Source organism: Pseudonocardia xinjiangensis (assembly GCF_050948425.1).
Classification (GTDB): domain Bacteria; phylum Actinomycetota; class Actinomycetes; order Mycobacteriales; family Pseudonocardiaceae; genus Pseudonocardia; species Pseudonocardia xinjiangensis.
In genome coordinates, this window is sequence record NZ_CP192009.1 from 2975933 (window position 1) to 3001585 (window position 25653).

Below are 25653 nucleotides of genomic sequence, written 5' to 3' on the forward strand. Positions count from 1 at the left end.
GGGGCGATGAGCTGCGATGATCGGCAGTTGCACTGTGCCGATCCACCGTCTCGATCGACGTCCGCGCGGTCGGCGGCCGGTCACAGGTCCAGCTCGAGCACCGGGGTGAGCGACCGCGAGACGCAGACCATCATCGTCGCCCCCGCAGCGCGCTCGTCCTCGTCGAGCACGGAGTCGCGGTGATCGGGCCGGCCTGCGAGCACCGTCGTCTCGCAGGTACCGCACGTGCCCTCGCGGCAGGAGTCGAGCACGGCTGCGCCCGCGGCCTGCACCGCGGCGAGCACCGACTCGTCCGCCGCGACGTGCACCGTCCGGCCGGACCGGCGCAGCACCACCTCGAACGCCGCGGTGCCGGGCGCGTCCTCCACAGGGCGCGGCGCGAACCGCTCGACGTGCAGCCGCGGGCCTGCGCGCCGCTGCTCCACGGCCCGCAGGAGCGGCTCCGGGCCGCAGCAGTACACGAGCGCTCCGAACGGAGCGGTGGCCAGCGCCCCGTCCAGATCGAGCAGGCCCGTCTCGTCCTGCGGGCAGACGTCGACGCACGACCCGTACCGCGCGAGCTCCTCCTGGTACGCCATGGACCTGCGGGAGCGGCCGCCGTAGAGCAGGCGCCAGTCGGCCCCGGCAGCGTCGGCCGCCGCGACCATCGGCAGCAGCGCCGTGATGCCGATCCCACCCGCGACGAACAGATAGGCAGCGGCTGGCAGGAGCGGGAAGTTGTTACGCGGCCCGCGCACCCGCAGGAGGTCCCCGGCCCGGATGCGGTCGTGCACGAGGGCGGAACCGCCGCGCCCGAGGGGCTGCCGCAGGACGGCCACCCGCCAGCGCGTGCGGTCCTCCGGGTCCCCGCACAGCGAGTACTGCCGCACCAGACCAGGGCCGAGCAGCAGGTCGATGTGCGCTCCCGGCGACCATGCCGGCAGTGGGCCACCCGCAGGCGCGGTGAGGACCAGCTCGCGGACCCCGTCGGCGGCGGTGCGGACGGTGCGGACGCGCGCGTCCAGAACGGGTTCGGGAGTGCGGGTATCGGTCATCGTCGGTCCTCGGATCGGCGGCGGGCCGACCGTAGGGTCGGACGCTCACGTCCGGGGGCGGTGAGAGCGGACGCCGATCGCGCGATCGGAGACGGCGGCGGGATGTCACCGCCGTGCCTCCGGCAGGTCCCCTGACGGGCCTGTCCGCGTCACGCACTGTTCGCGCAGCCACCACCGGCTGATCTGCTCAAGCGTCACAAAAGACCCCTAACGTGGTCGTCTCAGGGGGAGGGGCAGGCGATGGAATTCCGGTACCTGGTGTCGTTCCTGGCGATCGCCGAGGAGCTCCATTTCGGACGGGCGGCAGCCCGGCTGCACCTCGCGCAGCCGTCGCTGAGCCAGCAGCTGCAACGGCTGGAGCGGGAGGTCGGCGTCGAGCTGGTCAGCCGCACGTCACACGAGGTCCGGCTGACTCCGGCAGGGGAGGCGTTCCGCAAGGAGGCCGAACGGCTCGTCGGACAGGCTGCGCGGGCCGTGGAGGCGGCGAAGGCGGCTGCGCAGGGCAGGTCGGGCACCGTCAGCGTCGGGTTCAACTTCCCGGCCGGGCTGAGCGTGCTGCCGCCCACGTTGGCCCGGCTCGCCGCCGACCACCCGAAGGTGCAGGCGCAGCTGTGGGAGCGACGCAGTGGCCCGCAGGTCGAGGCGCTGCTGAACGACGAGCTCGACGTCGGGTTCGTCTACGGGCGGCCCCGGACGGCGCAGCTGGAGTCCCGGGAGCTGCTCTCGTTGCCGGTGGTCGCCGTGGTGGCTCCGCGGCACCCGTGGGCGCGCCGCGAGTCGATCTCGATGCTCGAGCTGGGGGAGCGGCCGTGCGTGCTGTTCCGGCGCGGTCAGAGCCCGGCCATGCACGACGCGATCGTGCATGCCGCTGCGCGGGCCGGTACCGAGCTCGTCGTCGCGGAGGAGGTGGACGACCCGCTGGCGACAGCCGTGGTGGTGGCCGCGCGCCCGCTCCTCGGTTTCGCGTCGGCGGCCCGGGCGGTGCGCGCGGGCTCGCAGGGGCTCGTCGCCGTGGCGCTGACGGGACCGGTCCCCCGGCTGAACCTGTACGCGGCCTGGCGGGCCGGCGACACCTCGCCGGTGCTCGAAGCCTTTCTGGCCAGCCTCGCTGCCTCGGGGCCCTTCACCTGGCGCGAGCCGGACCCGGAGCCCGGCCCGGACCGGCTGTCGCCGGCGTCGTAGCGAGACGATTGCGATCCCCGATCGTCTGTTAGCGAACTGCTCATTGCCCCGGCCGCGCAGCTTCCGCATCGTCGTTCCACGATCGGCGACCCGCCGTCGCCGCAACGACGGAGGGACTCCCGCGCATGCAGCTCACCGTGCTCGGCTGCCGGTCGGGCATGCCCGCCGACGGCCAGCCCAGCTCCGGCTACCTGGTCGAGGCGGGGCCGACGACTCTTCTGCTGGACTGCGGGCCGGGCATCGTCACCGCACTGTCCGCCGTCGCCGCGCCCGCCGCGCTCGATGCCGTGGTGATCAGCCACCTGCACCTGGACCACTGCTACGACCTGCTGCCACTGGGCAAGGCACTCCTGCACACCCGGGCCCGGCAGGTGCTGGCCGAGCTACCGGACGCCGATCCCTTCACCGCGCTGCAGAGCCTGGACCAGAGCGCCCCCGGCGTCCCGCTGTACGTGCCGGAGGGCGGCCGCAGCGTGCTCGACCGGCTCGCGGCCCTCTTCCCGGTCGCGACGTTCCCGCTGCTCGACCGGGCCTTCGACATCGCATTCGACGTGCGCGAGTACCGGCCGGGCGACGTCGTGGAGCTGGGTGCATGCCGGCTCTCGATGCACCTGCTGCGGCACACCGCGCCCAACTGCGGCGTGCGGATCGAGTCACCCACCGGCAGTCTCGCCTACACGGGGGACACCGGTCTCGCCGCCGGGCTGGGGCCGCTGTGTCACGGCGTCGACCTGCTGCTCGCCGAGGCCACCCTGGACCACACCGACACCGGACCGCACGGGCATCTCTCCGGGGCCGACGCCGGCACGGTCGCGGCCACCCACGGTGTGGGGGAGCTGGTGCTCACGCATTTCACCACCGCAGATGCTGCGGTACTCGCAGCGCGCCGCGCCGCCGCCGCTGCGGTGTTCGTCGGACCGGTGCGGCTCGCCGCACCGGGCAGGCGGTTCCCGGTGTCGCCTGCGCTGCCGGCCGCACCCCGCCTCCCGGCGGCGGTCCCCGGTCAGTAACCGCCGGGCGAACCGCAGCGCTCCACCTCACGCTGCCGCGATCCAGGCCACGTAGTCGAGCTCGACGCGGGCCACGAGCAGGCCGGCGTCGTCGTGCAGCAGGGCGGTGCCGGTCAGCTCGAACCGCTCGGCCGACCGGCGGGCCAGTACCTCGGTCACCACGTGCTGGTCGACGGTGGCGCGGGCGCGGATCCGGCCGCTCGCGGGCTTGAGGAAGCCGACCTTGCTCTCGCGCAGCACGAACCGCTGTACCTGCAGCACGCGCGGGGCCATCGCCCCGGAGAACGCCCCGGCCCCGGCCACCTCGGCGGCGAGGAACAGCGCGCCGGCATGGACCGTGCCGAAGTGGTTGAGCAGCTCGTCGCGCACCGGCAGCTCGGCGACGGCGTGCTCGCGGCTGAGCTCGGTGATCCGGACGCCGACGAAGTTGTTGAACGGCACCATCGAGTCGACGACGGTGCGCAGCCGCTCGAGGTCGATCACATCGGTGCCCGCCGCAGCGAGCCGAGCGGATTCGGCAGCGACGACGGATGTCAGTGGGTTCAGGTCGGGAGACATGGACGATATTAGTGCCGGGAAATGTGGACAGGGGATGAACGAAATGTTCACCGATGTCGAAAGAAAGGCGTCCGGACCGCTTCGGATGAGTTGCTGATAAGGGTCGGGGATGGGGCGATAGCGCTGCGGCATCGCCGGGCTCCGTGCATTGACACGAATTCTGTCGGCCCCGTAGACCTGTAGGCGACACCCGGGTAGAGCGATCCGATCCGCAGTGACGCACTCGTGATCGTCCGGTGATCATTCCCCGATCGAGGAGTAGACGTCGCCATGTACGACGCCATCATCGTCGGTGCCCGCTGCGCCGGTTCGCCACTCGCCATGCTGCTTGCCCGCCAGGGGCACCGCGTGCTCGTGCTCGACCGCACCGCGCTGCCGGCCGACACCGTCTCCACGCACTACCTGCAGCAGTACGGCCTGTCCCGGCTGCAGCGCTGGGGTCTGCTCGACGAGGTGCTCGCCACCGGCGTCGCTCCGATCACGAACATGACAGTGTCCTTCGGCGACTCGGTGATCTCCGGGTTCGCCGCCCCCATCGACGGGATCACGGCCACGATCGCCCCCCGGCGCACGGTGCTCGACCCGATCCTGCTGCGCGCGGCCGAGCAGGCAGGTGCCGAGGTCCGGCTCGGGTTCACCGTCACCGAGCTCGTGTTCGCCGACGGTGCGGTCGTCGGCGTCCGCGGGAGGGACGACGCAGGCCGGACCGTCGAGGAACGGGCCGCCGTCGTGGTCGGCGCCGACGGCAGCGGCTCCTTCGTGGCCGACGCCGTCGGCGCGGACCGCTACGACGTCGTCCCGGCCGCGTGCTTCATCTACTACAGCTACTGGGACGGCCTGGACGTCCAGTTCCACAGCCGGATCCGGGAGCGCCAGCAGTTCGGTGCGTGGCCCACGAACGACGGTCAGACCCTGGTGGCGATCATGCGCCGACGCGACACGTTCGCCGACTTCCGCCGTGACGTGGACGGGAAGTTCCACGAGACCATCCGCCGGATCGACCCCGGGATGGCGGAGGAGGTGGCCGGCGGCACGCAGCTCGAGCCCTATCGCGCCATCCGCTACCCGGACAACTTCTACCGCGTCAGCCAGGGTCCGGGCTGGGCGCTCGTCGGCGACGCCGGCTACCACAAGGACCCGTTCACCGGGAAGGGCATCTCCGACGCGTTCGTCCACGCCGAGCTGCTCGCCGACCGCCTGCACGAGGGTCTGACGGGCGGGCGGCCGATGGCCGAGGCGCTGGCCGACTACCAGCGCGAACGCGACGCCGAGAGCCGATCCGGCTACGACTTCACGTGCATGATCTCCGAGCTGGAGCTCGCGCCGGAGCTGCAGGCGCTCGTGGCCGCCGTCAGCGTCGACGCGGCGGCGACCGAGCAGTTCTACACGATGGTCGGCGGCGGGATCACCGGCGAGGAGTTCTTCGCCCCGGCCAACGTCGCCTCGATCATGGCTCGGGCCGGGGTGGCGGCGTGAGCGGTGGGGCCCGGCGCGAGTACGCCATGGTGGTGCTCGGCGACAGCTTCGCCGAAGGACGCGGGGACCCCCGTCCGGACGGAACGTTCGTCGGGTGGGTGCCGCGGGTGGCGCGGCTGCTCGGGATCGACGAGGCCGCCGTGCTGAACCTCGGTGCCTTCGGGGCCACCACGCAGGACGTCGTCGATGCCCAGCTCCCGGCCGTCGCCGAGGTGACGACACCACTGCTCGGCGTGGCCGTCGGCGGCAACGACCTGGTGCGCGCCTACGACCGTGACGGGATGCGGGCGAACCTGCGCACGATCTTCGAGGTGGCGACCGCGGTGCCGGGCCGGACCGTCTTCACCCACGACTACCCCGACATCCCCGGCCGCATCCCGGGCCTCCCGGCGCCGACGGTGGCCCTGCTGCGTGAACGGTTCGCCGACGCGAACGAGCATCTCGCGCAGCTGTGCGACGAGCTGGGTGTGCGGCGCTACGCGCTGGCCACCGCCGACCTCACCGACGACCCGTCGATGTGGTATCCGGACGGGATCCACCCGTCTGCGCTCGGCCACCGCACGATCGCGGTGGAGATCGCGGCGATGCTGGCCGGCGCGGACGTGCGGCGGTAAAAGGCCCTCCACCGACCGGCAGAAACTCCGGTGCCGCAGTCGTCACCACTGCCGTTCGCCGATTCACGAAAACGCACCGCGTCTTGTCGAGAAGTGCAGCAGAGAGGTTCCAGTGAACGACGCGAGCGCACGAACGGAACGCAAGCTGGCCGCCGAGCCCCTCGCCATCGTGGGTATGGCCGGACTGTTCCCGATGGCCCGGAACTATCGTGACTACTGGCAGAACATCGTCGACGCGACGGACTGCACGACCGAGGTCCCGGCCACGCACTGGCGTCCCGAGGACTACTACGACCCGGAGCCGTCGACGGACCCGTCGCGGCCCGACACCACGTACTGCACCCGCGGCGGTTTCCTGCCGCCGACGGAGTTCTCGCCCGGTGAGTTCGGGATGCCGCCGAACCAGCTCGAGGTGACGACCACCGTTCAGCTGCTCAGCCTCATCGTCGCCCGCGACGTGCTCCGCGACGCCGGCGCGCCCGGCTCGCAGTGGTACGACCCCGTCCGTACCGGTGTGGTCCTCGGCGTCACCGGGCCCATGCCCCTGACCCACCCGATGGCGGCGCGGCTGGAGACGCCGGTGCTCAAGGAGGTGGTGCGCAGCTGCGGTCTCACCGACGCGGATGCGGAGGCCATCGCCGAGAAGTACCTCCTCGCGTTTCCGCCGTGGGAGGAGAACACCTTCCCCGGCCTGCTGGGCAACGTCACGGCGGGCCGCATCGCCAACCGCCTCGACCTCGGCGGGATGAACTGTGCGGTCGACACCGCCTGCGCCAGCTCGCTCTCGGCGCTGCGGCTCGCGGCGAGCGAGCTCGTCGACGGCAGGGCCGACCTCATGATCGTCGGCGGCTGCGACACCGAGAACACGATCTTCGGCTTCATGTGCTTCTCCCGCACCCAGGCTCTGTCGAGGTCGGGGCGGATCAAGCCCTTCGACGACACCGCGGACGGCACGCTGGTCGGCGAGGGCATCGGGATGCTGGCCGTCAAGCGGCTGGCCGACGCCCGCCGTGCCGGCGACCGCGTCTACGCCGTCGTCCGCGGTATCGGCTCGTCGAGCGACGGCCGTTACGGGAGCATCTACGCCCCGCGTGCGTCCGGCCAGGAGCTCGCTCTGCGGCGCGCCTACGCCGACGCCGACTGCTCGCCGGCGTCGGTCGAGCTGTTCGAAGGGCACGCCACGGGCACCGCGGTGGGCGACCGGACCGAGCTCACCGCGCTGGGCTCGGTGCTGGGCGCGGCCACCGGCGAGGCGGGCTACGCCGCGATCGGCAGCGTCAAGTCGCAGATCGGGCACACCAAGGGTGCCGCGGGTACGGCCAGCCTGATGAAGCTCGCGCTGGGGCTGCACCACAAGGTGCTGCCGCCGACGATCAACGTCGAGACCCCGAACCGGGCGCTCGACGCCGCGAGCCCGCTCTACGTCAACACCCGGACGCGCCCGTGGATCCGGGACCCGCGCCGCCCGCAGCGCCGGGCCGCAGCCTCCGCCATGGGTTTCGGCGGGATCAACTTCCACGTCGTGCTCGAGGAGGCCGACACCGGCCGCGAGGCCGCGCGCACGATGCACCGCACGGCCCGCGCCCACCTCTGGCACGCGCCCTCGCCCGACGCGCTGCTCGCGCTGCTGCGCGGGGACACCCCACCCATGGACGGCCCGGTGCCGCCCGACCACGCCCGGATCGGCTTCGTCTCGGTCACCGAGGACGAGGCCGCGCTCCTGCGCGCGCTCTCCGCCGACACCCTGGCCGCGTCGCAGGACGCGCCGGAGTGGTCGCACCCGCGCGGGATCCACTACCGGCGCCGCGCGCGCCCCGACCTGAAGGTCGCCGCGCTGTTCGCCGGGCAGGGCAGCCAGTACGTCGACATGGGACTGCGCGCCGCGTGCGATCTCCCTCCGGTCGGGGCGGCGTTCGACGCCGCCAACGCCCAGTTCGGCGACGCCGGGGAGACCCTCGCGGCGGTCGTGTTCCCGCCGCCGGCGTTCGCTGCCGATCCCGCCGCCCTCACCGAGGAGCGGGAGTCGTCGTTGCGGCGCACCGAGTACGCGCAGCCCGCGATCGGCGCGCTCGCCGCAGGCCAGTTCGGCGTCCTGCACGAGCTGGGCCTGCGCTGCGATGCGTTCCTCGGGCACAGCTTCGGTGAGCTCACCGCGCTCTGGGCGGCAGGCGCCGTCGCCGACGAGGACTTCTTCCGCCTCGCCCGCGCCCGGGGCAGGGCGATGGCCCCGCCTGCCGACCGCACCGGCTACGACCCCGGCGCGATGGCGGCGGTGTCGGCGGGCCGGGCCGAGGTCGACGCCCTCCTGGCCGAGCACCCCGGTGTCACGGTCTGCAACGACAACGCCCCCGACCAGGTCGTCGTCGGTGGTTCGACAGCCGCGGTGACCGCCCTGCTCGACGCCCTCGCCACCCGGGGTCCCGCCGCGCGGGCCCTCCCGGTGGCGGCCGCCTTCCACACCGACGCCGTCGGGCACGCGGTCGAGGCGTTCCGTGCCGCACTCGCCGACGTCGTGATCGGCCGACCGGCCGGAACGCTGGTGAGCAACACCGCCGGCGCGGTCTACGGCGACGACCCCGAGGCCAACCGTGCGGTCCTCGCCGAGCAGCTGCGCCGTCCGGTCGAGTTCGCTGCCGGCCTGCGCACGCTGGCGGCGGACGGGGTGACCGCGTTCGTGGAGTTCGGACCGAAACAGGTGCTCACCGGGCTGGTGCGGCGCGGGCTCGGCGAGAGCGGGGTGGTGGCGATCCCGACCGACGCCGGTCCGTCCGGCGACTCCGCCGCCGCCCTGCTGGGCGCCGCCGTCCAGCTCGCGGTGCTCGGGGCCCCGCTGACCGGGCTGAACCGGTACGCCGCCGACCCGTTCGACGAGGTGGCCCCGCAGGGCATGACGGTGAGCCTGACCGGCACGACCCACCGGCCCGCCGCGCGCACCGAGGCCTACCGGGCCGCGTTGCGGGACGGGTACCGGGTGACGGTTCCCTCGACGGCCGGCCCGACACCGGTTGCGGCGGCTGCCACCCCGTCGGAGAACGATGCGGCAGCACCCCCGCCGGTCATGGCTCCGGTGGTGGCGGAGGCAGCCGGCCCGGTTCCCCCGACCCCACCCGACCGGCCCGACCTCGCCGCCCACATGGACCTCCACACGCAGTATCTCGACAGTCAGCTCCGGATCACCGAAGGGTTGGTCGACGTACTGCGGCGCCAGCCGGCCGGCGGCACCCTCGACCCCGCTGTGCGCGACGCCGTCGAAGCGGTGGCGGACGCGACGGTGTCGATCAGTCGCGGCCACGTCCGGGCCAACGAGGTGCTCGCCTCCCTCGCCGCACTCGACGGTGGCTCGTCCGCGCCTGCGTTCGGCCCCAGCGCATCCCCGAGCACTGTGGCCGGGGCCCTCACCACCGCCGCCGGCTCGGTGACCGCCCTCCCGAGCAGTGCTCCTTCATCGAACGGCCACGCCGCTCCCGCGACGCCTGCGCGAGAGCCCGCAGGTTTCGACGCCGACGCGTTCAGCCCCGTGCCGAGCGCGGAGCCGTCCGCTGTGGACGGCAGTGCGGTCCGTGCCGCGCTGCTGGAGGTGGTGGCGGAGAAGACGGGCTATCCGGTGGAGATGGTCGATCCGGGGATGGATCTGGAGGCGGATCTGGGGATCGACTCGATCAAGCGGGTGCAGATCCTGGGTGCGGTGGCCGAGCGGGTGCCGGGTGTGGCGTCGGTGGGTCCGGAGCAGCTTGCTGAGCTGCGGTCGGTGGACGACATCGTGGGCGTCCTGGCGGCCGCGGCGCTGCCGACCGCCCCGGTGTCCGGTGTGGACGCAGCAGACGTCCGTGCCGCGCTGCTGGAGGTGGTGGCGGAGAAGACGGGCTATCCGGTGGAGATGGTCGATCCGGGGATGGATCTGGAGGCGGATCTGGGGATCGACTCGATCAAGCGGGTGCAGATCCTGGGTGCGGTGGCCGAGCGGGTGCCGGGTGTGGCGTCGGTGGGTCCGGAGCAGCTCGCGGAGCTGCGGTCGGTCGACGACATCGTCGGCGTGCTGGCGCCGTCCGGCGGCGGACCCGTCGGACCGGTTGCGAGTCCGGCCGACGCACCGCCCGCCGGCGCGGCCGAGGCCGAGGTGGCGCGCGTGGAGGCTCCGCCGCGCCGGGCCGAGATCACGCTGGTCCCGCTACCGGTGCCCGACCGGCTCGACCGCGCCTACGCCGACGCACCCGGCGCGCTCGTCGTCGAGATCGGGGGCCCCGCCCCCACCCACCTCACTGCGGCGCTGGAGCAGCGGGGATGGACCGTCCGCCGCGTGACGCGGCCCGGCGCGGACGGCTGGACGGCCTGGGACGGGGACGCGACGGTGTCGGCCGTCGCCGCCGCGGCCGGCGCGGGGCGCCTCGACGCGTGCCTGGTGATCCTCGCAGGGGCCGGCGCCGCCGAGTGCACGCTCGCGGATGCCGTGCTCGTCGCCGCGGGCGTCACCACCGCGCTCGCGCACACCGCGGAAGGGGGCACGCGCGCCGCGTTCGTCACGCTGACCCGGCTCGACGGCGGTCTGGGCCACCGCGGCCGCGCCACCCCGGCCGACGCACCGCTGGGTGGTGTGACCGGGCTGGTCAAGACCCTGGCCAGGGAAGCTCCCGGCGTGTTCGCGCGCGCGGTGGACGTCGACCCCGATCTGGACGATGCCGCACTGACCGACGTCCTTCTCGCCGAGCTGCACGACCCCGCGATGCTCCCCGAGGTCGGGGTGGACGCGGTTCGTGGTCGCTGGGGTCCGGCACTCGCCGACCGGGAACCCGCCGGCGCCGACCCGCAGGCACCGGCCGTCGATGCCACCGACGTCCTGCTGGTCACAGGTGGGGCCCGGGGCGTCACCGCACGGTGCGTCGTCGCGCTCGCCGCCCGCAGCGGAGCCGAGTTCCTGCTGCTCGGTCGCACACCGCTCGTCGGCACCGATCCGGAGTGGGCAGCCGGTGTCCCCGACGCAGGGCTGAAGCCGGCCCTCATCGCCGACCTCAGGGCGGCCGAGGGAGCCTTCTCCCCGCGCGACGTCGAACAGCGGGTAGCGGCGGTGCGGGCCGGGCGGGAGGTCCGGGCGACCCTCGACGCCATCCGCGCGGCCGGTGGCACGGCCCGCTACCTCACCGCGGACGTCACCGACGCCGACGCCGTGCGCACCGCGCTGGGCGCTGACGCCGCCCGCGTCACCGGTCTCGTGCACGGAGCCGGCGCGCTTGCCGACGCCGCGCTGACCGCCAAGACACCGGACGCCGTGCGCACCGTACTGGCGCCGAAGCTGACCGGTCTGCGCGCGGTCCTCGATGCGCTGGGCGGCCCACCGCGGCACGTGCTGCTCTTCGGGTCGGTCGCCGGGGTGCTGGGCAACCCGGGGCAGGCCGACTACGCCGCGGCCAACGAGGCGCTCGACCGCGTCGCGGCCGCACTCGCGACCGAGGGACGGCACGTCACGTGCGTGCATTGGGGCGCGTGGGACGGCGGGATGGTCACCCCCGAGCTCAAGGAGCTCTTCGCCGCTCGCGGCGTCGCGCTGCTGGATGCCGACACCGGTGCGGCCGCGTTCGTCGAGCAGTTCGCCGCCACCCGGGCGGGGCAGCGCAGCGTGCTCGTGGGCCCGGCGGGGGCACTCGCCCCCGTCGACCTGCGGGGCGCCGCAGCGGCGGTGCTGCTCCGTGATGTCTTCCCGCTGACCCGTGATCCCGTCGTGGGCGACCACCGGGTCGGCGCCCACCCCGTGCTGCCGGTCGCCGCTGCCCTCGGCTGGATGGTGCGCGGCGCGGAGCAGCGCCACCGCGACCTGGTCGCCGTCGGCTGCCGTGACGTGGAGGTGCACCGCGGGATCGTGCTCGACGGCGCCGAGCCGGCCGAGCTGGAGCTGCACCTCGAGGACGGGCGGGTCGACGACGGACGGGTCATCGTCCGCGCGGCGGTGCGCAGCGCGGGGCCGGACGGACGCCCGCAACCGCACTTCGGTGCGACGGTCGTGCTCGCCCCGCCGTCGCCGAGCCCGGCACCGCCGGTGGAGCAGCCGCGGTGGCGGCTCGGCGAGGGGCGCGAGGACGGGCTCGACGTGTACGCCGCCGCTGACCTGTTCCACGGCCCGCTGCTGCAGGGTGTGCGGCGGCTGGTCGAGCGCACCCCCGTGCGGCTCGTCGCGGAGTGCCGCCTGCCCGACACGCCACTCGACGGCGGCGGCTGGGCGTCGGCCCGGCACAGCCCGGTGCTCGGCGACGTCGTGCTGCAGGCCGCCTGTGTCCTCGGGGTCTGGTACCTCGACGCCGGCTGCCTGCCGCTGTCGGTGGGCCGGGTCGACCTGTACGCGCCGCTGCCGGCGGACACCCCGTTCGTCCTCGTCGTGGACGACCTCCGGCCGGGGACGAGCGGCGTGACCGTCGACGTCACCGCACACGCCGCCGACGGGACGGTGCTGCAGCGCTGGAGCGACATCACGGCCGTCAGCACCCCCGAGATGCGGGCGAAGTTCACCGAAGCCGTGCAGCGGCGCGCGGCCGGGGAGGCCGGACGATGACCGCGGAGCTGGACGTCCTGAGCTTCGACGGCAGGCCGTTCGACGCGCTCGCCGCTCTGCAGCCGGTGGCCCCGCATCCGCAGGAGCCGGACGGCCGAGCCCCTCAGGGGGTGCCCGAGCCGACCACGTCCGACCCGAGCACTCACGACCGGTCCACGCACGACCCGGCCGCGCTCGCCGCCGGCATCGTGGCCGAGCTGCGGGCCGAACTGGTCGCCGCGCACCGTGCTGCCATGGACGTCCAGGTCCGGTGGCAGGAGCGGGCGCTCGCCGCTCTCGCCGGGCCGGCCACCCCGGGCGTCCCGGGCGCGGGGGAGTGGACCCCGGCGGCGCTGCTCGCCGCCGTCGCGGATCAGCTGGGCGACGGTCCGGGGCGGGGCGGTGGACCGCTGCGCCTCGCCCTCACCTGGGACGGCGACCTGCCTCGCCATGGCGAGCAGGTGCGGGTGACCCGGACACCCTCCGGGGCGCTCGTACGGGCAGGAGAGCGGCCGGTGCTGCGGGTCGACGGACCGACCGCCCCCGCTGTCCCGGCGCCCGCGCCCGCCCTCGCAGCAGCCCCGGCCACCTTCCGCCCGGAGGGCGCGCTCGAGCCGCTCGCCGCGACCCCGGTCGACCACCTCGGGCCGGCGGAGATCGACCTGCTCGTCGCGGGGCGCGCCGGTGCGGTCTTCGGCGCGCGTCACGACCAGCAGGCCCCCCGGCTCGCCGCCGGCCTGCTGCGCGCGGTCACCGAGCTGCGGCCGGGCGGCCCGGCCGGGGTCGGTGTCCTGCGTGGCCCTTGCGCGGTGCCTGCCGGGGACACCGACGTCGTGGCCGCGGCCTGGCAGGCCGGTTCGGTGCTCGCGCTGTGGCTGGGGCTGCACCTGTGCGTACCGGAAGCGCGGTTCCAGCCCGTGGGCACGTGCGGGGCCGAGCTCTTCGACACGACCGGCGCCCAGGATGCGGAGGTCGTCGCCGAGATCACCGGCGCAGATCTGGTGCCGCGCCCGTGGCTGCGGCTGGATGCAGAGATCCGCGCGGGTGAGCGGGTGCTCGCCCGCGTGAGTGAGCTGACCGTCGCCCTCCGGGAGGCGCCCGGTGTCCCGATGGGCACCCGGAGCGGCGGCCGGCCGCCGGTGCGCCCCGTCCGCCGCGGGATCACCGGCGACCTCGCCGTCGTCGACGAGCTGGCGCTCGCCACGGCCTCGGTGGGAGACCTCGGTCCGGCACTGGGCCCGGAGTTCGCCCGCTATGCCGAGCGCCGGGCCACGCGGCCGCCGGCGGGCGGGCTGCGGCTGGTCGGCCGGGTGATGGCCGTGCAGGGAACCCGGGGCGAGCTCTCCGGCGGCGCGACCGGCGAGACGGAGTTCGACTCACCTGCCGACGCCTGGTACTACGGCGCGGCGCCGAGCCCGTCCGTCCCGAACGTCGTGCTGATGGAGACCTCGCTGCAGTCGGCGCTGCTGCTCGGCTACCACCTCGGGGCCACGCTCGTCGATCCCGAGCAGGACTACAGCCTCCGCAACCTCGACGGCTCCGCCACCCTGCACCGGGAGGTGGAGCTGCGGGGACGCACGATCCGGCAGCGCTCGACGCTGCTGAGCACCACTGTCCTCAGTGGCGCCGTCCTGCAGGGGTTCCGCTATGCGCTGTGGCTCGACGGTGAGGATCGCGACACCGTCGACCCCTTCTACTCCGGGCAGTCGCTGTTCGGTTTCTTCACCGCCGCCGCCCTGGCCAACCAGACCGGCCTGGACAACGGCGCGTCGGTGCCGAACTGGTTGGAGGAACGGCCGGGAACGCCGGTCCGGGTCGTCGACGTCGACACCGGTGCGTCCGGGCCGCTGCACCTGGTGGACCGGATCGAGGTCGTCGACGGCGGCGGCCGGCACGGCGCCGGTTATCTCCGCGCCGTACGACCCGTCGAGGAGGGCGACTGGTTCTTCGCCCGGCACTTCCATCTCGACCCCGTCATGCCCGGCTCGCTCGGCATCGAGGCCGTGGTGCAGGCGCTGCAGCAGTGGCTTCTCGACACCGGTGCCACCGCGGAGCTCGACCACCCCGAGTTCGTCGTGCCCGCCGGTGTGGAGCTGACCTGGCGCTACCGCGGTCAGATACTCGCCGGCGACGGCGCGATGACCCTCGAGGTGCATGTCCGCGAGGTGCAGCGTCGGCCCGGCCGCGTCCGCGTGATCGCCGACGCGAGCCTGTGGAAGCCGGGCCTGCGGATCTACGAACTCGACGGTATCGCCGCCGAGGCCCGCGAGAAGGGAGCCCAGCCGTGGTGACACCGACCGTGCTCGACATCGCCGCGCTGAGCCGCGACGACCGGCTCGCCAGGACGCCCGACGCCGCATACGGGTTGCTCGCCGACCTCGACCAGCCCGTCTACGTCATCCGCGACGCCACGGGGCTCGGGCTGACCGGCGACGGCGGCGTCGCCCGCAGAACCGGGTCGGTGGTGCTCGCCGCCGTGCCCCCACTGCCGCCACGACAGCTCGGGGCCGCGAGTTTCCGGCACGACCACGGCGTCGAGGTGGCCTACCAGGCCGGCGCGATGGCGCACGGGCTGGCCTCGCCGGAGATGGTCGCGACGCTCGCCCGCGGTGGTGTGCTCGGCTCGTTCGGGGCCGCGGGCCTGGTGGCGGCGAAGGTGGACGCCGGCCTGGCGTGGATCGCCCGGGAGGCTGCGGGCAGACCGTTCGCCTGCAACCTCATCCACAGCCCCAGCGAGCCGGCCATGGAGCGCTCGACGGTCGACCTCTGCCTGCGCCACGGCGTGCGCTGCGTCGAGGCGTCGGCGTTCCTGGAGCTGACCCCGGAGGTGGTCCGGTACCGCGCTCTCGGGCTCACCGCCGGCCCGGACGGCAGGCCACGCATCGGCCACCGGGTGATCGCCAAGGTCTCCCGTGCCGAGGTGGCCGAGCTGTTCCTGCGTCCTGCGCCCGAGCCGCTGCTGCGTGGGCTCGTCGATGGTCGGAGGATCACCGCCGAGCAGGCGCGGCTGGCCGCGCGCGTCCCGATGGCCGACGACGTCACCGCGGAGGCCGACTCCGGTGGGCACACCGACCGGCGCCCGATGCCGGTGCTGCTCGGCGAGATCCTGCGGGTTCGGGACGCGGTCTGCGTCGAGCACGGTCACCCGGTCCGGGTCGGGGCGGCAGGCGGCATCGGCACCCCCACCGCGGCCGCGGCTGCCTTCGCGATGGGCGCGGACTACGTGGTGACGGGCTCGGTGAACCAGGCGTGCGTCGAGTCGGGCCAGTCGGCCGCGGTGAAGGAGCTGCTCGGCGCGGCCGGGGTCACCGACTGCGACATGGCGCCGTCGTCGGACATGTTCGAGCTGGGTGTCGACGTGCAGGTGCTGCGGCGCGGGACGATGTTCCCCGCCCGGGCGCGGCGGCTCTTCGAGCTCTACCGCCGCCACGACGGCATCGAGGACATCCCCGCCGACGAGCGCGCGAACCTCGAGCGCACGGTCTTCCGCCGCGGGCTCGACGAGGTCTGGGCCGACACCGTGGCCTACTTCGCCGAGCGCGACCCCGACCAGATCGCCCGGGCCGAGGGCCACCCCAAGCGGCGGATGGCACTGGTCTTCCGCTGGTACCTCGGCCTCTCCTCCGGGTGGGCCGCCGCGGGGGTCCCCGACCGGGTCGCGGACTACCAGGTGTGGTGCGGCGCCGCGATGGGCGCCTGCAACGCCTGGCTGCGTGGCACTCCGCTCGAACCGGTGCAGCGCCGCACCGTCACCGCTCTCGCGCACCACATCATGCGCGGCGCGGCGTACCAGTCCCGCCTGGCGGCGCTGCGCTCCAGCGGGGTCTCCCTGCCGGCGCGCTGCTCGACCTACCGCCCCTCCGAGGAAGGCCCCCGATGACCCAGACCCTCCCGGATCCCGCACTCGTGGCCCGGACCGCGCCTCCCGGCGCGCCACCGGGGAGCCCCGTCGACTGGACGGTCTGCCCGGGCTGCGCCGCGATGGTCTACCTCAAGCGGATGCACCGTGGCTCCGGGGTCTGCCCCGAGTGCGGGCACCACACCCCACTGACGGCACCGCAGCGCCTCGCCCAGCTCCTCGACGACGGCAGCACCGATCTGCTCGACATCGCCGTGCCCGACGCCGATCCCCTCGGCTTCGTCGACTCCCGGCCCTACCCCGACCGGCTGCGCGACGCCCGCCGGCGCACGGGCCTCGCCGAGGGCGTGCTGTGCGCGCGCGGCCGGATCGAAGGCAGGCCCGTGGTCGTCGCGGTGATGGACTTCCGGTTCCTGGGCGGGAGCCTCGGCGCGGCCGTCGGTGAGGCGATCACCCGCGCCTGCGAGGTGGCGCTGGCCGAACGCACCCCGTTGCTGCTCGTCAGCGCGTCCGGCGGAGCGCGGATGCAGGAGGGCGTCGTCGCCCTGATGCAGATGGCCAAGACCAGCCAGGCGCTGCGGCAGCTCGACGAGGCCGGGGTGCTGACCGTCTCCCTCGTGACGGACCCGACGTTCGGAGGGGTGGCGGCGTCGTTCGCGACGCTCTGCGACGTGATCGTGGCGGAACCCGGCGCCCGGCTCGGGTTCGCGGGGCCGCGGGTGATCGCGCAGACGATCGGGGAGACGCTGCCCGCGGGCTTCCAGACCGCGGAGTACCTGCTGGAGCACGGGATCGTCGACCTGATCGCCCCGCGGGCGGAGCTGCGCACCGTGCTCGGCAGGCTCCTCCGCATCGCGGCGCGACCCGCAGCAGCGACCGGCGGCACGAGGTCGCTGCGATCCCGGCTGGTCCGCGACCCCGACATGTTGACCGAGCGGCATCCGTGGGAGGCCGTGCGCGCTGCCCGCCGCCTCGGCAGGCCCACCACACTGGACTACGCGGCATTGCTGCTCGACGACTTCACCGAGCTGCACGGCGACCGCATGACGGCCGACTGCCCCGCGATGGTCTGCGGGCTGGGCCTGCTGGACGGGACCCCGGTGGCGGTCGCCGGCACGCAGAAGGGCCGGACGGCGGCCGAGCTGGCCCGGCGCAACTTCGGGATGCCGACGCCGGCCGGGTACCGCAAGGCCGCCCGCGTGATGCGGCTGGCCGCGAAGCTCGGGCTGCCGCTCGTCACGCTGGTCGACACGGCAGGCGCCTACCCGGGCGTCGCGGCCGAGGAGCAGGGCCAGGCCGTCGCGATCGCGGAGAACCTGCGGCTGCTGTCGGGCCTGCCCGTTCCGGTGGTCGCCGTGGTCACCGGGGAGGGCGGCAGCGGCGGGGCGCTCGCGCTCGCCGTCGCCGACGTCGTGCTCATGTGTGCGGACGCCGTCTACTCGGTGATCACGCCGGAGGGCTGCGCGTCGATCCTGTGGAAGGACGCCGCAGCGGCTCCGCGGGCGGCTGCCGCGCTGCGGGTGGACGCCCGCTCATTGCTCCGCCTGGGCATCGTCGAGGGGGTGGTGCCCGAGGCGGACCACGGCGACCACGTCACCGCAGCGCAGATCCTCGCCGACGTCCTGCGGGAGACGCTGCCCCCGCTGACCACCCTGACCACCGCCGAGCGGATCCAGCGGCGGCACGCGCGCTTCCGCGCATTCGGCTCCGCCCGTCCCGGCACCGCGGAACCTGCCCGGCGGGACTCCGCATGACCACCACCGTGGACGTTCCGGTCGGCCGCCCCGGCGGTGACCTGGGCTCCGTGCTGACCGTGCTGCGGGAGCACGCGGTGGCGCTGGCGGCGTCCGGGCCACAGCCGCCGTCGCGGGTCCGGGTGGAGGTCGCCGGAGTCGTGGTCGAGCTCGGGTGGGCGACGGGCGAGATCACCGCCCGGCCTGCCGCCACCGGATCGCCCACACCGCCGATGGCCGCCCCGCCGCCGGCGCCCGTCCCTGCTCCCGAGCCCCCACGCAATGGCACGGCGCCGGGGGCGGCCCCGGCCGGGCATCGGATCACGGCTCCGACGGTGGGCGTCTTCTACCGCTCGCCCGAGCCGGGTGCGGCCCCGTTCGTGCAGGAGGGCGATGCCGTGGAGACGGGGCAGCAGGTGGCGATCATCGAGGCGATGAAGCTGATGATCCCGGTTCACGCCGACCGCGGCGGGCGGGTGGCGGCGGTGCTGGGTGCCGACGCCGAAGCCGTGGAGTTCGGGCAGCCGCTGTTCGTGCTCGAGACGCCGTGAGGTCGTCATGACGACGGTGCTGGTGGCGAATCGCGGCGAGATCGCGCTGCGGGTGCTGCGCACCTGCCGTGAGCTGGGGCTCGGGACGGTCGCGGTCTACTCGACAGCGGACGCGGGCTCGGCTGCCGTGCGCTACGCCGACCGCGCCGTCTGCATCGGGCCCGGTCCGGCGCGGCGCAGCTACAACCACATCCCCTCGATCATCGAGGCCGCCCGGATGACCGGAGCCGACATGATCCACCCGGGCTACGGGTTCCTCTCGGAGAACCCGGACCTCGCCGAGGTGTGCGCCGCCGAGGGCATCACGTTCGTCGGGCCACCTGCCGCGGTCATGGAGCGGCTCGGCGACAAGGCACTGGCCAGGGCGGCGATGGTCGCGGCCGGCCTGCCGCTGCTCCCGGGCAGCACCGAGGCGCTGGACGATCCCGGCGACGCGGCCGCGCTCGCGGAGGAGATCGGGTACCCCGTGATCATCAAGGCCGCGGCGGGCGGCGGCGGGCGCGGCATGGCCGTCGTCCGTGACAGTGCCTCCTTCGGGGACACCTACCGCCGCACCCGGGCCGGTGCGAAGGCCGTGTTCGGCGACTCGCGCGTCTACGTGGAGCGCTACCTGGACTCCGCGCGGCACGTGGAGGTGCAGGTGCTGTGCGACGCGCACGGCGCGGGCGTGCACCTCGGTGCCCGTGACTGCTCCGTGCAGCGGCGCCACCAGAAGCTCGTGGAGGAGACACCGGCGCCGGGCCTGCCGGCCGCGACGGTCCGTGCCATGGGGGAGGCGGCGGTCCGCGGCGTGCTCGCGGCCGGGTACGTGGGTGCCGGCACCGTGGAGTTCCTCGTCGACGGGCAGGGGCAGTTCTCCTTCATGGAGGTCAACTGCCGGTTGCAGGTCGAGCACCCGGTCACGGAGATGGTCACCGGGCTGGACCTGGTGGCCGAACAGCTCCGTATCGCCGCAGGCGAACCGTTGGGCTACCACCAGGACGACGTGCGGCTGTGGGGGGCCGCCGTCGAGTGCCGGATCAATGCGGAGGATCCCGACCGCGACTTCGCCCCCACCCCGGCCGTCGTCGAGCAGTTCGAACCTCCGGGTGGCCCGTTCGTCCGCGTCGACACCCACGTGGCGTCCGGCTACCGGATCCCCCCGGACTACGACTCGCTGCTGGCGAAGGTGGTGGTCTGGGGTGCGGACCGCGAAGCCGCCCTGCGCCGCATGGACCGCGCACTCTCCGAGCTCCGCATCACCGGGGACCGGTTGGCCACCACCACGGCGTTCCTTCGCTCCGTGCTGGCCCATCCCGAGTTCGCCGCCGGAACGCACGACACCGCTTTGCTCGACCGCATGCGCGTCCCAGCCACCGAACGGAGCCCGGCATGACCACGACCTCCGCGCCGAGCGGACCGAGCGTTGTCGAACAGGCGGTGCTCGACGCCTTCGCGCCGTCCAGCCGCCGCGACCCGTACCGCGCGTACGAGGTGCTGCGCGCTGCGGGCCCGTTCGTTCCCGGACCGCTCGGCACCCAGCTCGTCACGCGGTACGCCGACTGCGACGCGATCCTGCAGGACCCGACGTGGAGCCACGCCGAGGAGCCCGACCTGCTGCATCCGGCGAGCGACGTCGAGCTGCCCGGGTCGTTCCTCTGGATGGAGCCACCGGACCACACCCGGCTGCGCCGGCTGGTGAGTGCCGCCTTCACCCCGCGCCGGATCGAGGGCATGCGCGCCCACGCCGAGCGGATCGTCGACAGCCTGCTCGGCACCGCGCTGGCGGCAGGCGAGACCGACCTCATCGAGTCGCTGGCCTACCCGCTCCCGCTGACGATGGTGTGCGACCTGCTGGGTGTGCCCGCGGACGCGCACGCCGACGTCCGGCGCATGTCGGCAGGCATCGCACGCGGGCTCGACCCGGACGCCCTGCTCTCCCCCGAGGAGCTCGCCGCCCGCACCACGGCGGTGCACGACTTCGCCACGTTCTTCGGCGCGCTGGTCGCCCAGCGCCGAGCCCACCCACGCGAGGACCTGATCACCGCGCTGGCGCAGGTCGAGGCCGACGGGGACGTGCTCTCGCCGCAGGAGATGCTCGGAACCCTGCTCATTCTCGTGGTGGCAGGCCACGAGACCACCGTCAACCTCATCGGCAACGGCATGCTCGCGCTGCTGCGCCGGCCCGACCAGCTCGCGCTGCTGCGCCGCGATCCCGAGCTCGCCGCCCCGGCCGTCGACGAGGTGCTGCGCTTCGACCCTCCGGTGCACCTCACCACCCGCACCGCGCGCGCCGAGGTGACCGTGGCCGGACGGACGTTCGCGCCCGGGGACGCCGTCATCGTGCTGATCGGCTCCGCCAACCGCGACCCCGACGCCTTCCCCGACGCGGCCGAGCTGTCCCTCACCCGCTACGCCGCGCGTCCCCGCCCGAACCGGCACCTGGCCTTCGGTCTCGGGCTGCACTACTGCATCGGCGCCTCGCTGGCCCGGCTCGAGATGGAGGTCGTGCTGCGCGCCGTCGCGGCCCGGGTCGCCGCCATCGAGCTCCTGGTCGACAACCCGCCGTACCGCCCCAACCTCGTCGTGCGTGGCATGGCCGAGCTGCCCGTGCGCCTCACGAACGGAGACACCCGATGACCCCGCCGACGAAAGCCGTCGTCGAGTTCGACGCGTTCGAGCCGCAGCACCACGCCGACCCCTACCCGAGCTACGCGCGCGTCCGGCAGGCCACGCCCGCGTGCCCGCTGCTGCTCGGGGACGTCCCGGTCACCGTCTTCACCCGGTACGAGGAGTGCGCCGCGGTGCTGCAGAGCCCGGACTGGGGCCACGGGTACGCGGCCGGTATCAGCCCCTTCCGCGAGCAGGGCGCACTCATCCCGGGCTCGTTCGTGCGGATGGACCCCCCGGATCACACCCGGTTCCGCGCACTGGTCAACAAGGCGTTCACACCCCGCACCGTCGCGGCACTGACCCCGCTCGTCGAGCGGGTCGTCGACGAACTGCTCGACACGGCATTGGAGCAGGCACGCAGCACCGGACGGCTCGATGTCATCAACGACCTGGCCGTCCCGCTCGCCCTCGCGATGATCGGCGGGCGCGTGCTCGGTGTCCCCGAGGCCGACCGGCCCGTTCTGCGCGAGTGGGAGCTCGCCATCGCACGGGGAACGGATCCGGACGAGCTGCTCCTGCCCGAGGCCGTGGTCGCGCGGGGCCTCGCCGCGCGGGAGTGCGCCGGCTACTTCCAACGCCTCGTGGCGCGGCGCCGCACCGATCCGGCTGACGACCTGCTCAGCGAGCTCATCCGGGTGGAGGAGCGCGGCGACACCCTCACCGAGCCGGAGCTGGTCGGCATCTGCCTGCTGCTGCTGGTCGCGGGGATGGAGACGTCGATCAACCTCGTCGGCAACGCGGTGCTCGCGCTGCTGCGCCACCCCGAACAGCAGGCACTGCTGCGGGCCCGGCCCGAACTGATGGCGTCCACGATCGACGAGGCGCTGCGCTACGACGCCCCGACCCAGTTCACGATCCGCGTGGCCCTCACCGACACCGAGGTCGCAGGACACTCGTTCGCCCGCGGCGACGGAGTGGTGGTCGTGACCGCGTCCGCGGGCCGGGACGGCGCGGTCTACGCCGACCCGGACCGGTTCGACATCACCCGCTTCCACGGACCCCGCCCGGCGCGCCGGCACCTCGGCTTCAGTCTCGGGCTGCACTTCTGTGTCGGCGCCCCGCTCGCCCGGGTGGAGGCCGACGCCGCGATCGGCGGCCTACTGCGTCGGGTGCCGGGCCTCGCGCTCACACAGGATGTACCGCCCGAGTACCTACCCAGCCTGATCCACCGAGGCCTGCGAGCCCTGCCGGTGGTGGTCGACGGCTGACATACCGTTCCCCGCGTCCTCTCGTTCATGAGCGGGTCTTGCCGGACCGCAGCTATATCCGTCGCGTCTCCGGTGAATTTACCTCGTGTTTACTCTCTGCAATGAGACTCCCGCTGTCGAACCCATGACAGCGCCTCATCGATGCCTCCTTGATTCACGGATGACTGTTGCCGAGTGAACCGAGTTGATTGGTGGAAGATGCACGAGAGGCTCTGCGAGTCTCGCCGTACGGCCCTGTTTCCGAAATGAAGGAGACATGACCGCCATCGCAAGTGCCGACGAGAACGTGCAAACCTCGGTGGCCGTCATCGGAATGGCTGCCCGAATACCCGGCGCCGCGGACATCGACGAGTTCTGGGCTGCGCTCGTGGCCGGCCGCGACCTGACCACTCGCCTCGACTCCCGACGCACGTACGGAGTGGTCGCCGACACCGAGTTGTTCGACGCCGCGTTCTTCGGGGTCTCGCCGCGGGATGCGCAGGTGCTCGACCCGCAGAACCGGGTGTTCCTCGAGTGCGCCTGGGAGGCGCTGGAGCACGCCGGCTACGACCCCGGCACCTACCCGGGTGCCATCGGCGTGTATGCCGGGAGTGCCGAAACGGACCACGTCGCCGTCCTGCGTTCGCAGCGGCACCGGTTCCCGGAAACGACGGGCGAGCAGCTCCGGCTCGCCGGCAGCCGGGACTTCCTCACCAGCCAGGTGGCGTACAAGCTGAACCTTCGGGGCCCGGCCGTCACCGTGCATACCGCCTGCTCCACCTCGCTCGTCGCCGTTCATCTGGCGTGCCAGGCCCTGCTCGCAGGCGACTGCGACATGGCCTTGGCCGGTGGAATCACGCTGCGTGGCGCTGCAGGCGCCGCGGAGGATGACGAACTGCTCTCACCGGAGGGCTGCTGCCGGCCGTTCGACGCGGACGCCGACGGAATGGTCGGCGCCGACGGGGCAGGAATCGTCGTGCTCAAGCGGCTGCCCGACGCGCTCGCCGACGGGGACCACGTCGACGCCGTGCTCCGAGGGTCGGCCCTGTCCAACGACGGCTCCGGCAAGGTGAGCTTCACCGCGCCGAGCGTGGCAGGGCAAGTGGCCGCGATCCGCTCCGCGCACCTCCTCGCCGACGTTCCCCCGGACACGATCGGGTACGTCGAGGCGCACGGCACCGGCACCACCATCGGCGATGCGATCGAGGTCCGCGCGCTGTCCGAGGCGTTCGGGCCGGGCTCGCCCGAGCGGTGCCTGCTCGGCTCCGTCAAGTCGAACATCGGCCACGCCGACGCCGCAGCGGGCGTGATCGGCCTCATCAAGGTGGTGCTGTCGTTGCGCCACGGCCTCATTCCGGGCACAGCGCACTTCCGCCGCCCCAACCCGCACCTCGATCTCCCGGCCGGCCCGTTCGTGGTGACGCGCGAGGCCACGCCGTGGCCGCCGGGGGACGGTCCGCGCCGAGCCGGGGTCAACTCCACGGGGATCGGGGGGACCAACGCCCACCTCCTCGTGGAGGAGGCGCCCACCGCGCACCTGCCTCCCGACGACGGCCGTTACCACCTGCTGCCGCTGTCGGCGCGCACCGCTGCGGCACTCGCGGAGTCGGCGGCGCGGCTGCGTGTCCGGCTGCAGCGGGACCCGGTCGCCATCGCCGACGCGGCATGGACCCTGCAGACCGGCCGCGCAGCGTTCGACCACCGGGCCTTCGTGGTGTGCCGCGACCGCGACGAAGCGGCCCGGGCTCTGACGAGCCTCGCCGAACATCCGCAGGCCCCCGTGGACCCGCCGACGGGTATGGCGGACGTCGCGTTCCTCTTCCCCGGGCAGCGTGGCGGGCACGTGGGCATGGCGCGCGAGCTGTACGTGCAGGAGCCGGTCTTCCGCGCGGCCATCGACGACTGCGCCGCTCGGGCCGGCGCGGACCTCGGCCTGGACCTGCGGCAGGTGCTGTACCCGGAGCCCGGCGCCGAGACCGAGGCGCAGGCGCGGCTGACCACGACGGCCGTGTGCCAGCCCGCGGTCTTCGCCGTCCAGCACGCCCTCGCCGAGCTGTGGGGGTCTCGTGGGGTCAGCCCGCACGCCGTACTCGGCTACGGGCTGGGCGCGTACGCCGCCGCCGTCTCGGCCGGGGTGCTCACCATGGCCGACGCACTGTCACTGGTGCTCACGCGGGGTCGCCTCCTGGACCGCCTGCCCGAAGTCGCCGTGGTCGCGGTGCCGCTGCCCGAGGCCGACCTGCTGCCGATGCTCGCCGGCGACATGGCGATCGCCGCGATCGACGGTCCGCGGCAGTGCGTCGTCAGCGGTCCCACGGCCGGTGTCGAGCAGCTCGTCGCGCACCTCGCCGGCCTCGGAGTGGACGCCCGCCGGTTGCGGACCGCCTCCGCGGCCCACTCGGTACCCGTCGACGACATCATCCATGAGTACGCCGATGCGGTGGCGTCGGTGCAACTGCGCCCACCGCGGCTGACGTGGATCTCCGACCGGACCGGTGCGCCGGTCACAGCGCGCGACGCGTGCGACCCGGCCTACTGGGCCGACCACCTGCGGCGCACCGTCCGCTTCTCCGAGGCCGTGCAGACGCTGCTCGCCGGCTCCGCCGGGATCCTGCTGGAGGTCGGCGCCGGCCGCGCGCTCGGGGACCTGGCCCAGCAGCACCCCGACGGCGGGACACGCACGATCGCGGCGAGCCTGCCGGACGCAGCCGAAGGAGCCGGGGGAGCCGCCGAGTCGCTCCGCGCCACCGGCGTGTTGTGGCAGGCCGGGCTGCCCGTGCGGTGGTCTGCGCTGCACAACGCCCGACCGCCCCGGCGCGTCCCGCTGTCCACCTACCCGTTCCAACGCGAGCGGTTCGCGCTGGACGATCCGACGCCCGTCGTGGCACTCGCGTCACCGGGCGGCCCGGCGGAACCGACACCCGGACACGACACGGACCGGGCGGCGACCGATCCGCGCACACCGGTCGAGAAGACGATCGCCGACGTGTGGCGCGAGGTGCTCCGCGTGCAGCACGTGGGCATCGACGACGACTTCTTCGAGCTCGGCGGCCAGTCCCTGCACGCAACGCGCGTGCTGGCCCGGCTGCGTCCGGTCCTGGGCCCGGACGCCCCTCGACTCACGATCATGGACGTCTTCGACCACTCCACGATCCGCGAGCTCGCCGCGCTGGTGAGTGGATCCGACCCACAGGAAGGAGCGGGCCCGTGACCACCCCCGCGGTCGCGGACCTCGAGCAGTCGGCCGTGCCGGACGCGTCCGGTGGACAGCCCACATGAC

15 protein-coding genes are annotated in these 25653 nt (G+C 73.9%); 13 read left to right on the plus strand and 2 right to left on the minus strand.

Features of this window, described 5'->3' with window-relative positions; genetic code table 11:
* Positions 1–80: 80 nt before the first annotated feature.
* Positions 81–1034, minus strand: a complete 954-nt coding sequence (locus ACQPZA_RS14225) for a PDR/VanB family oxidoreductase (protein ID WP_433281225.1) — start codon at positions 1032–1034, stop codon at positions 81–83.
* A gap of 240 nt (positions 1035–1274) precedes the next feature.
* Between ACQPZA_RS14225 and ACQPZA_RS14230 the strand changes: the two genes are divergently transcribed.
* Together ACQPZA_RS14230 and ACQPZA_RS14235 are read left to right on the plus strand one after the other, a co-directional pair.
* On the plus strand, positions 1275–2216 hold the full coding sequence (locus ACQPZA_RS14230; protein ID WP_169393893.1) for a LysR family transcriptional regulator: 942 nt from the start codon (positions 1275–1277) through the stop codon (positions 2214–2216).
* 125 nt (positions 2217–2341) lie between these two features.
* Positions 2342–3226, plus strand: a complete 885-nt coding sequence (locus tag ACQPZA_RS14235; protein ID WP_433281228.1) for an MBL fold metallo-hydrolase — start codon at positions 2342–2344, stop codon at positions 3224–3226.
* A 27-nt stretch (positions 3227–3253) separates the two neighbouring features.
* On the opposite strand, the gene ACQPZA_RS14240 is transcribed toward ACQPZA_RS14235, so the two are convergent.
* On the minus strand, positions 3254–3784 hold the full coding sequence (locus tag ACQPZA_RS14240) for a PaaI family thioesterase (RefSeq protein WP_433281230.1): 531 nt from the start codon (positions 3782–3784) through the stop codon (positions 3254–3256).
* A gap of 270 nt (positions 3785–4054) precedes the next feature.
* Between ACQPZA_RS14240 and ACQPZA_RS14245 the strand changes: the two genes are divergently transcribed.
* From ACQPZA_RS14245 to ACQPZA_RS14295, 11 genes are all read left to right on the plus strand, one after another.
* The gene (locus ACQPZA_RS14245; protein ID WP_433281232.1) at positions 4055–5260 is read left to right on the plus strand and encodes an NAD(P)/FAD-dependent oxidoreductase; all 1206 of its coding nucleotides are present in this window, start codon (positions 4055–4057) and stop codon (positions 5258–5260) included.
* The gene (locus ACQPZA_RS14250) at positions 5257–5874 is read left to right on the plus strand and encodes an SGNH/GDSL hydrolase family protein (protein WP_433281234.1); all 618 of its coding nucleotides are present in this window, start codon (positions 5257–5259) and stop codon (positions 5872–5874) included. The genes ACQPZA_RS14245 and ACQPZA_RS14250 overlap by 4 nt, the downstream gene beginning before the upstream one ends.
* A gap of 112 nt (positions 5875–5986) precedes the next feature.
* Positions 5987–12412 (plus strand): SDR family NAD(P)-dependent oxidoreductase, encoded by a 6426-nt coding sequence (locus tag ACQPZA_RS14255; RefSeq protein ID WP_433281236.1) that lies wholly within the window; start codon positions 5987–5989, stop codon positions 12410–12412.
* Positions 12409–14682: a beta-ketoacyl synthase gene (locus ACQPZA_RS14260; protein ID WP_433281237.1), complete on the plus strand. Its 2274-nt coding sequence runs from the start codon at positions 12409–12411 to the stop codon at positions 14680–14682. Before ACQPZA_RS14255 ends, ACQPZA_RS14260 begins: the two co-directional genes overlap by 4 nt.
* Positions 14676–16271, plus strand: coding sequence for a PfaD family polyunsaturated fatty acid/polyketide biosynthesis protein (locus ACQPZA_RS14265; RefSeq protein WP_433281239.1), 1596 nt, complete (start codon positions 14676–14678; stop codon positions 16269–16271). The genes ACQPZA_RS14260 and ACQPZA_RS14265 overlap by 7 nt, the downstream gene beginning before the upstream one ends.
* Positions 16268–18004 carry an acetyl-CoA carboxylase, carboxyltransferase subunit beta gene (gene accD, locus ACQPZA_RS14270; RefSeq protein ID WP_433281241.1) on the plus strand — a complete coding sequence of 579 codons (1737 nt, stop codon included), beginning with the start codon at positions 16268–16270 and terminating at the stop codon, positions 18002–18004. The genes ACQPZA_RS14265 and accD overlap by 4 nt, the downstream gene beginning before the upstream one ends.
* Positions 18001–18534 (plus strand): acetyl-CoA carboxylase biotin carboxyl carrier protein, encoded by a 534-nt coding sequence (locus tag ACQPZA_RS14275; protein ID WP_433281243.1) that lies wholly within the window; start codon positions 18001–18003, stop codon positions 18532–18534. Before accD ends, ACQPZA_RS14275 begins: the two co-directional genes overlap by 4 nt.
* A 7-nt stretch (positions 18535–18541) precedes the next feature.
* Positions 18542–19909, plus strand: coding sequence for an acetyl-CoA carboxylase biotin carboxylase subunit (locus ACQPZA_RS14280; protein WP_433281245.1), 1368 nt, complete (start codon positions 18542–18544; stop codon positions 19907–19909).
* Positions 19906–21153: a cytochrome P450 gene (locus ACQPZA_RS14285; protein ID WP_433281247.1), complete on the plus strand. Its 1248-nt coding sequence runs from the start codon at positions 19906–19908 to the stop codon at positions 21151–21153. The genes ACQPZA_RS14280 and ACQPZA_RS14285 overlap by 4 nt, the downstream gene beginning before the upstream one ends.
* The gene (locus ACQPZA_RS14290; RefSeq protein ID WP_433281248.1) at positions 21150–22394 is read left to right on the plus strand and encodes a cytochrome P450; all 1245 of its coding nucleotides are present in this window, start codon (positions 21150–21152) and stop codon (positions 22392–22394) included. The genes ACQPZA_RS14285 and ACQPZA_RS14290 overlap by 4 nt, the downstream gene beginning before the upstream one ends.
* Before the next feature lie 256 nt (positions 22395–22650).
* Positions 22651–25584 carry a type I polyketide synthase gene (locus ACQPZA_RS14295; protein WP_433281251.1) on the plus strand — a complete coding sequence of 978 codons (2934 nt, stop codon included), beginning with the start codon at positions 22651–22653 and terminating at the stop codon, positions 25582–25584.
* Positions 25585–25653 lie beyond the last annotated feature (69 nt).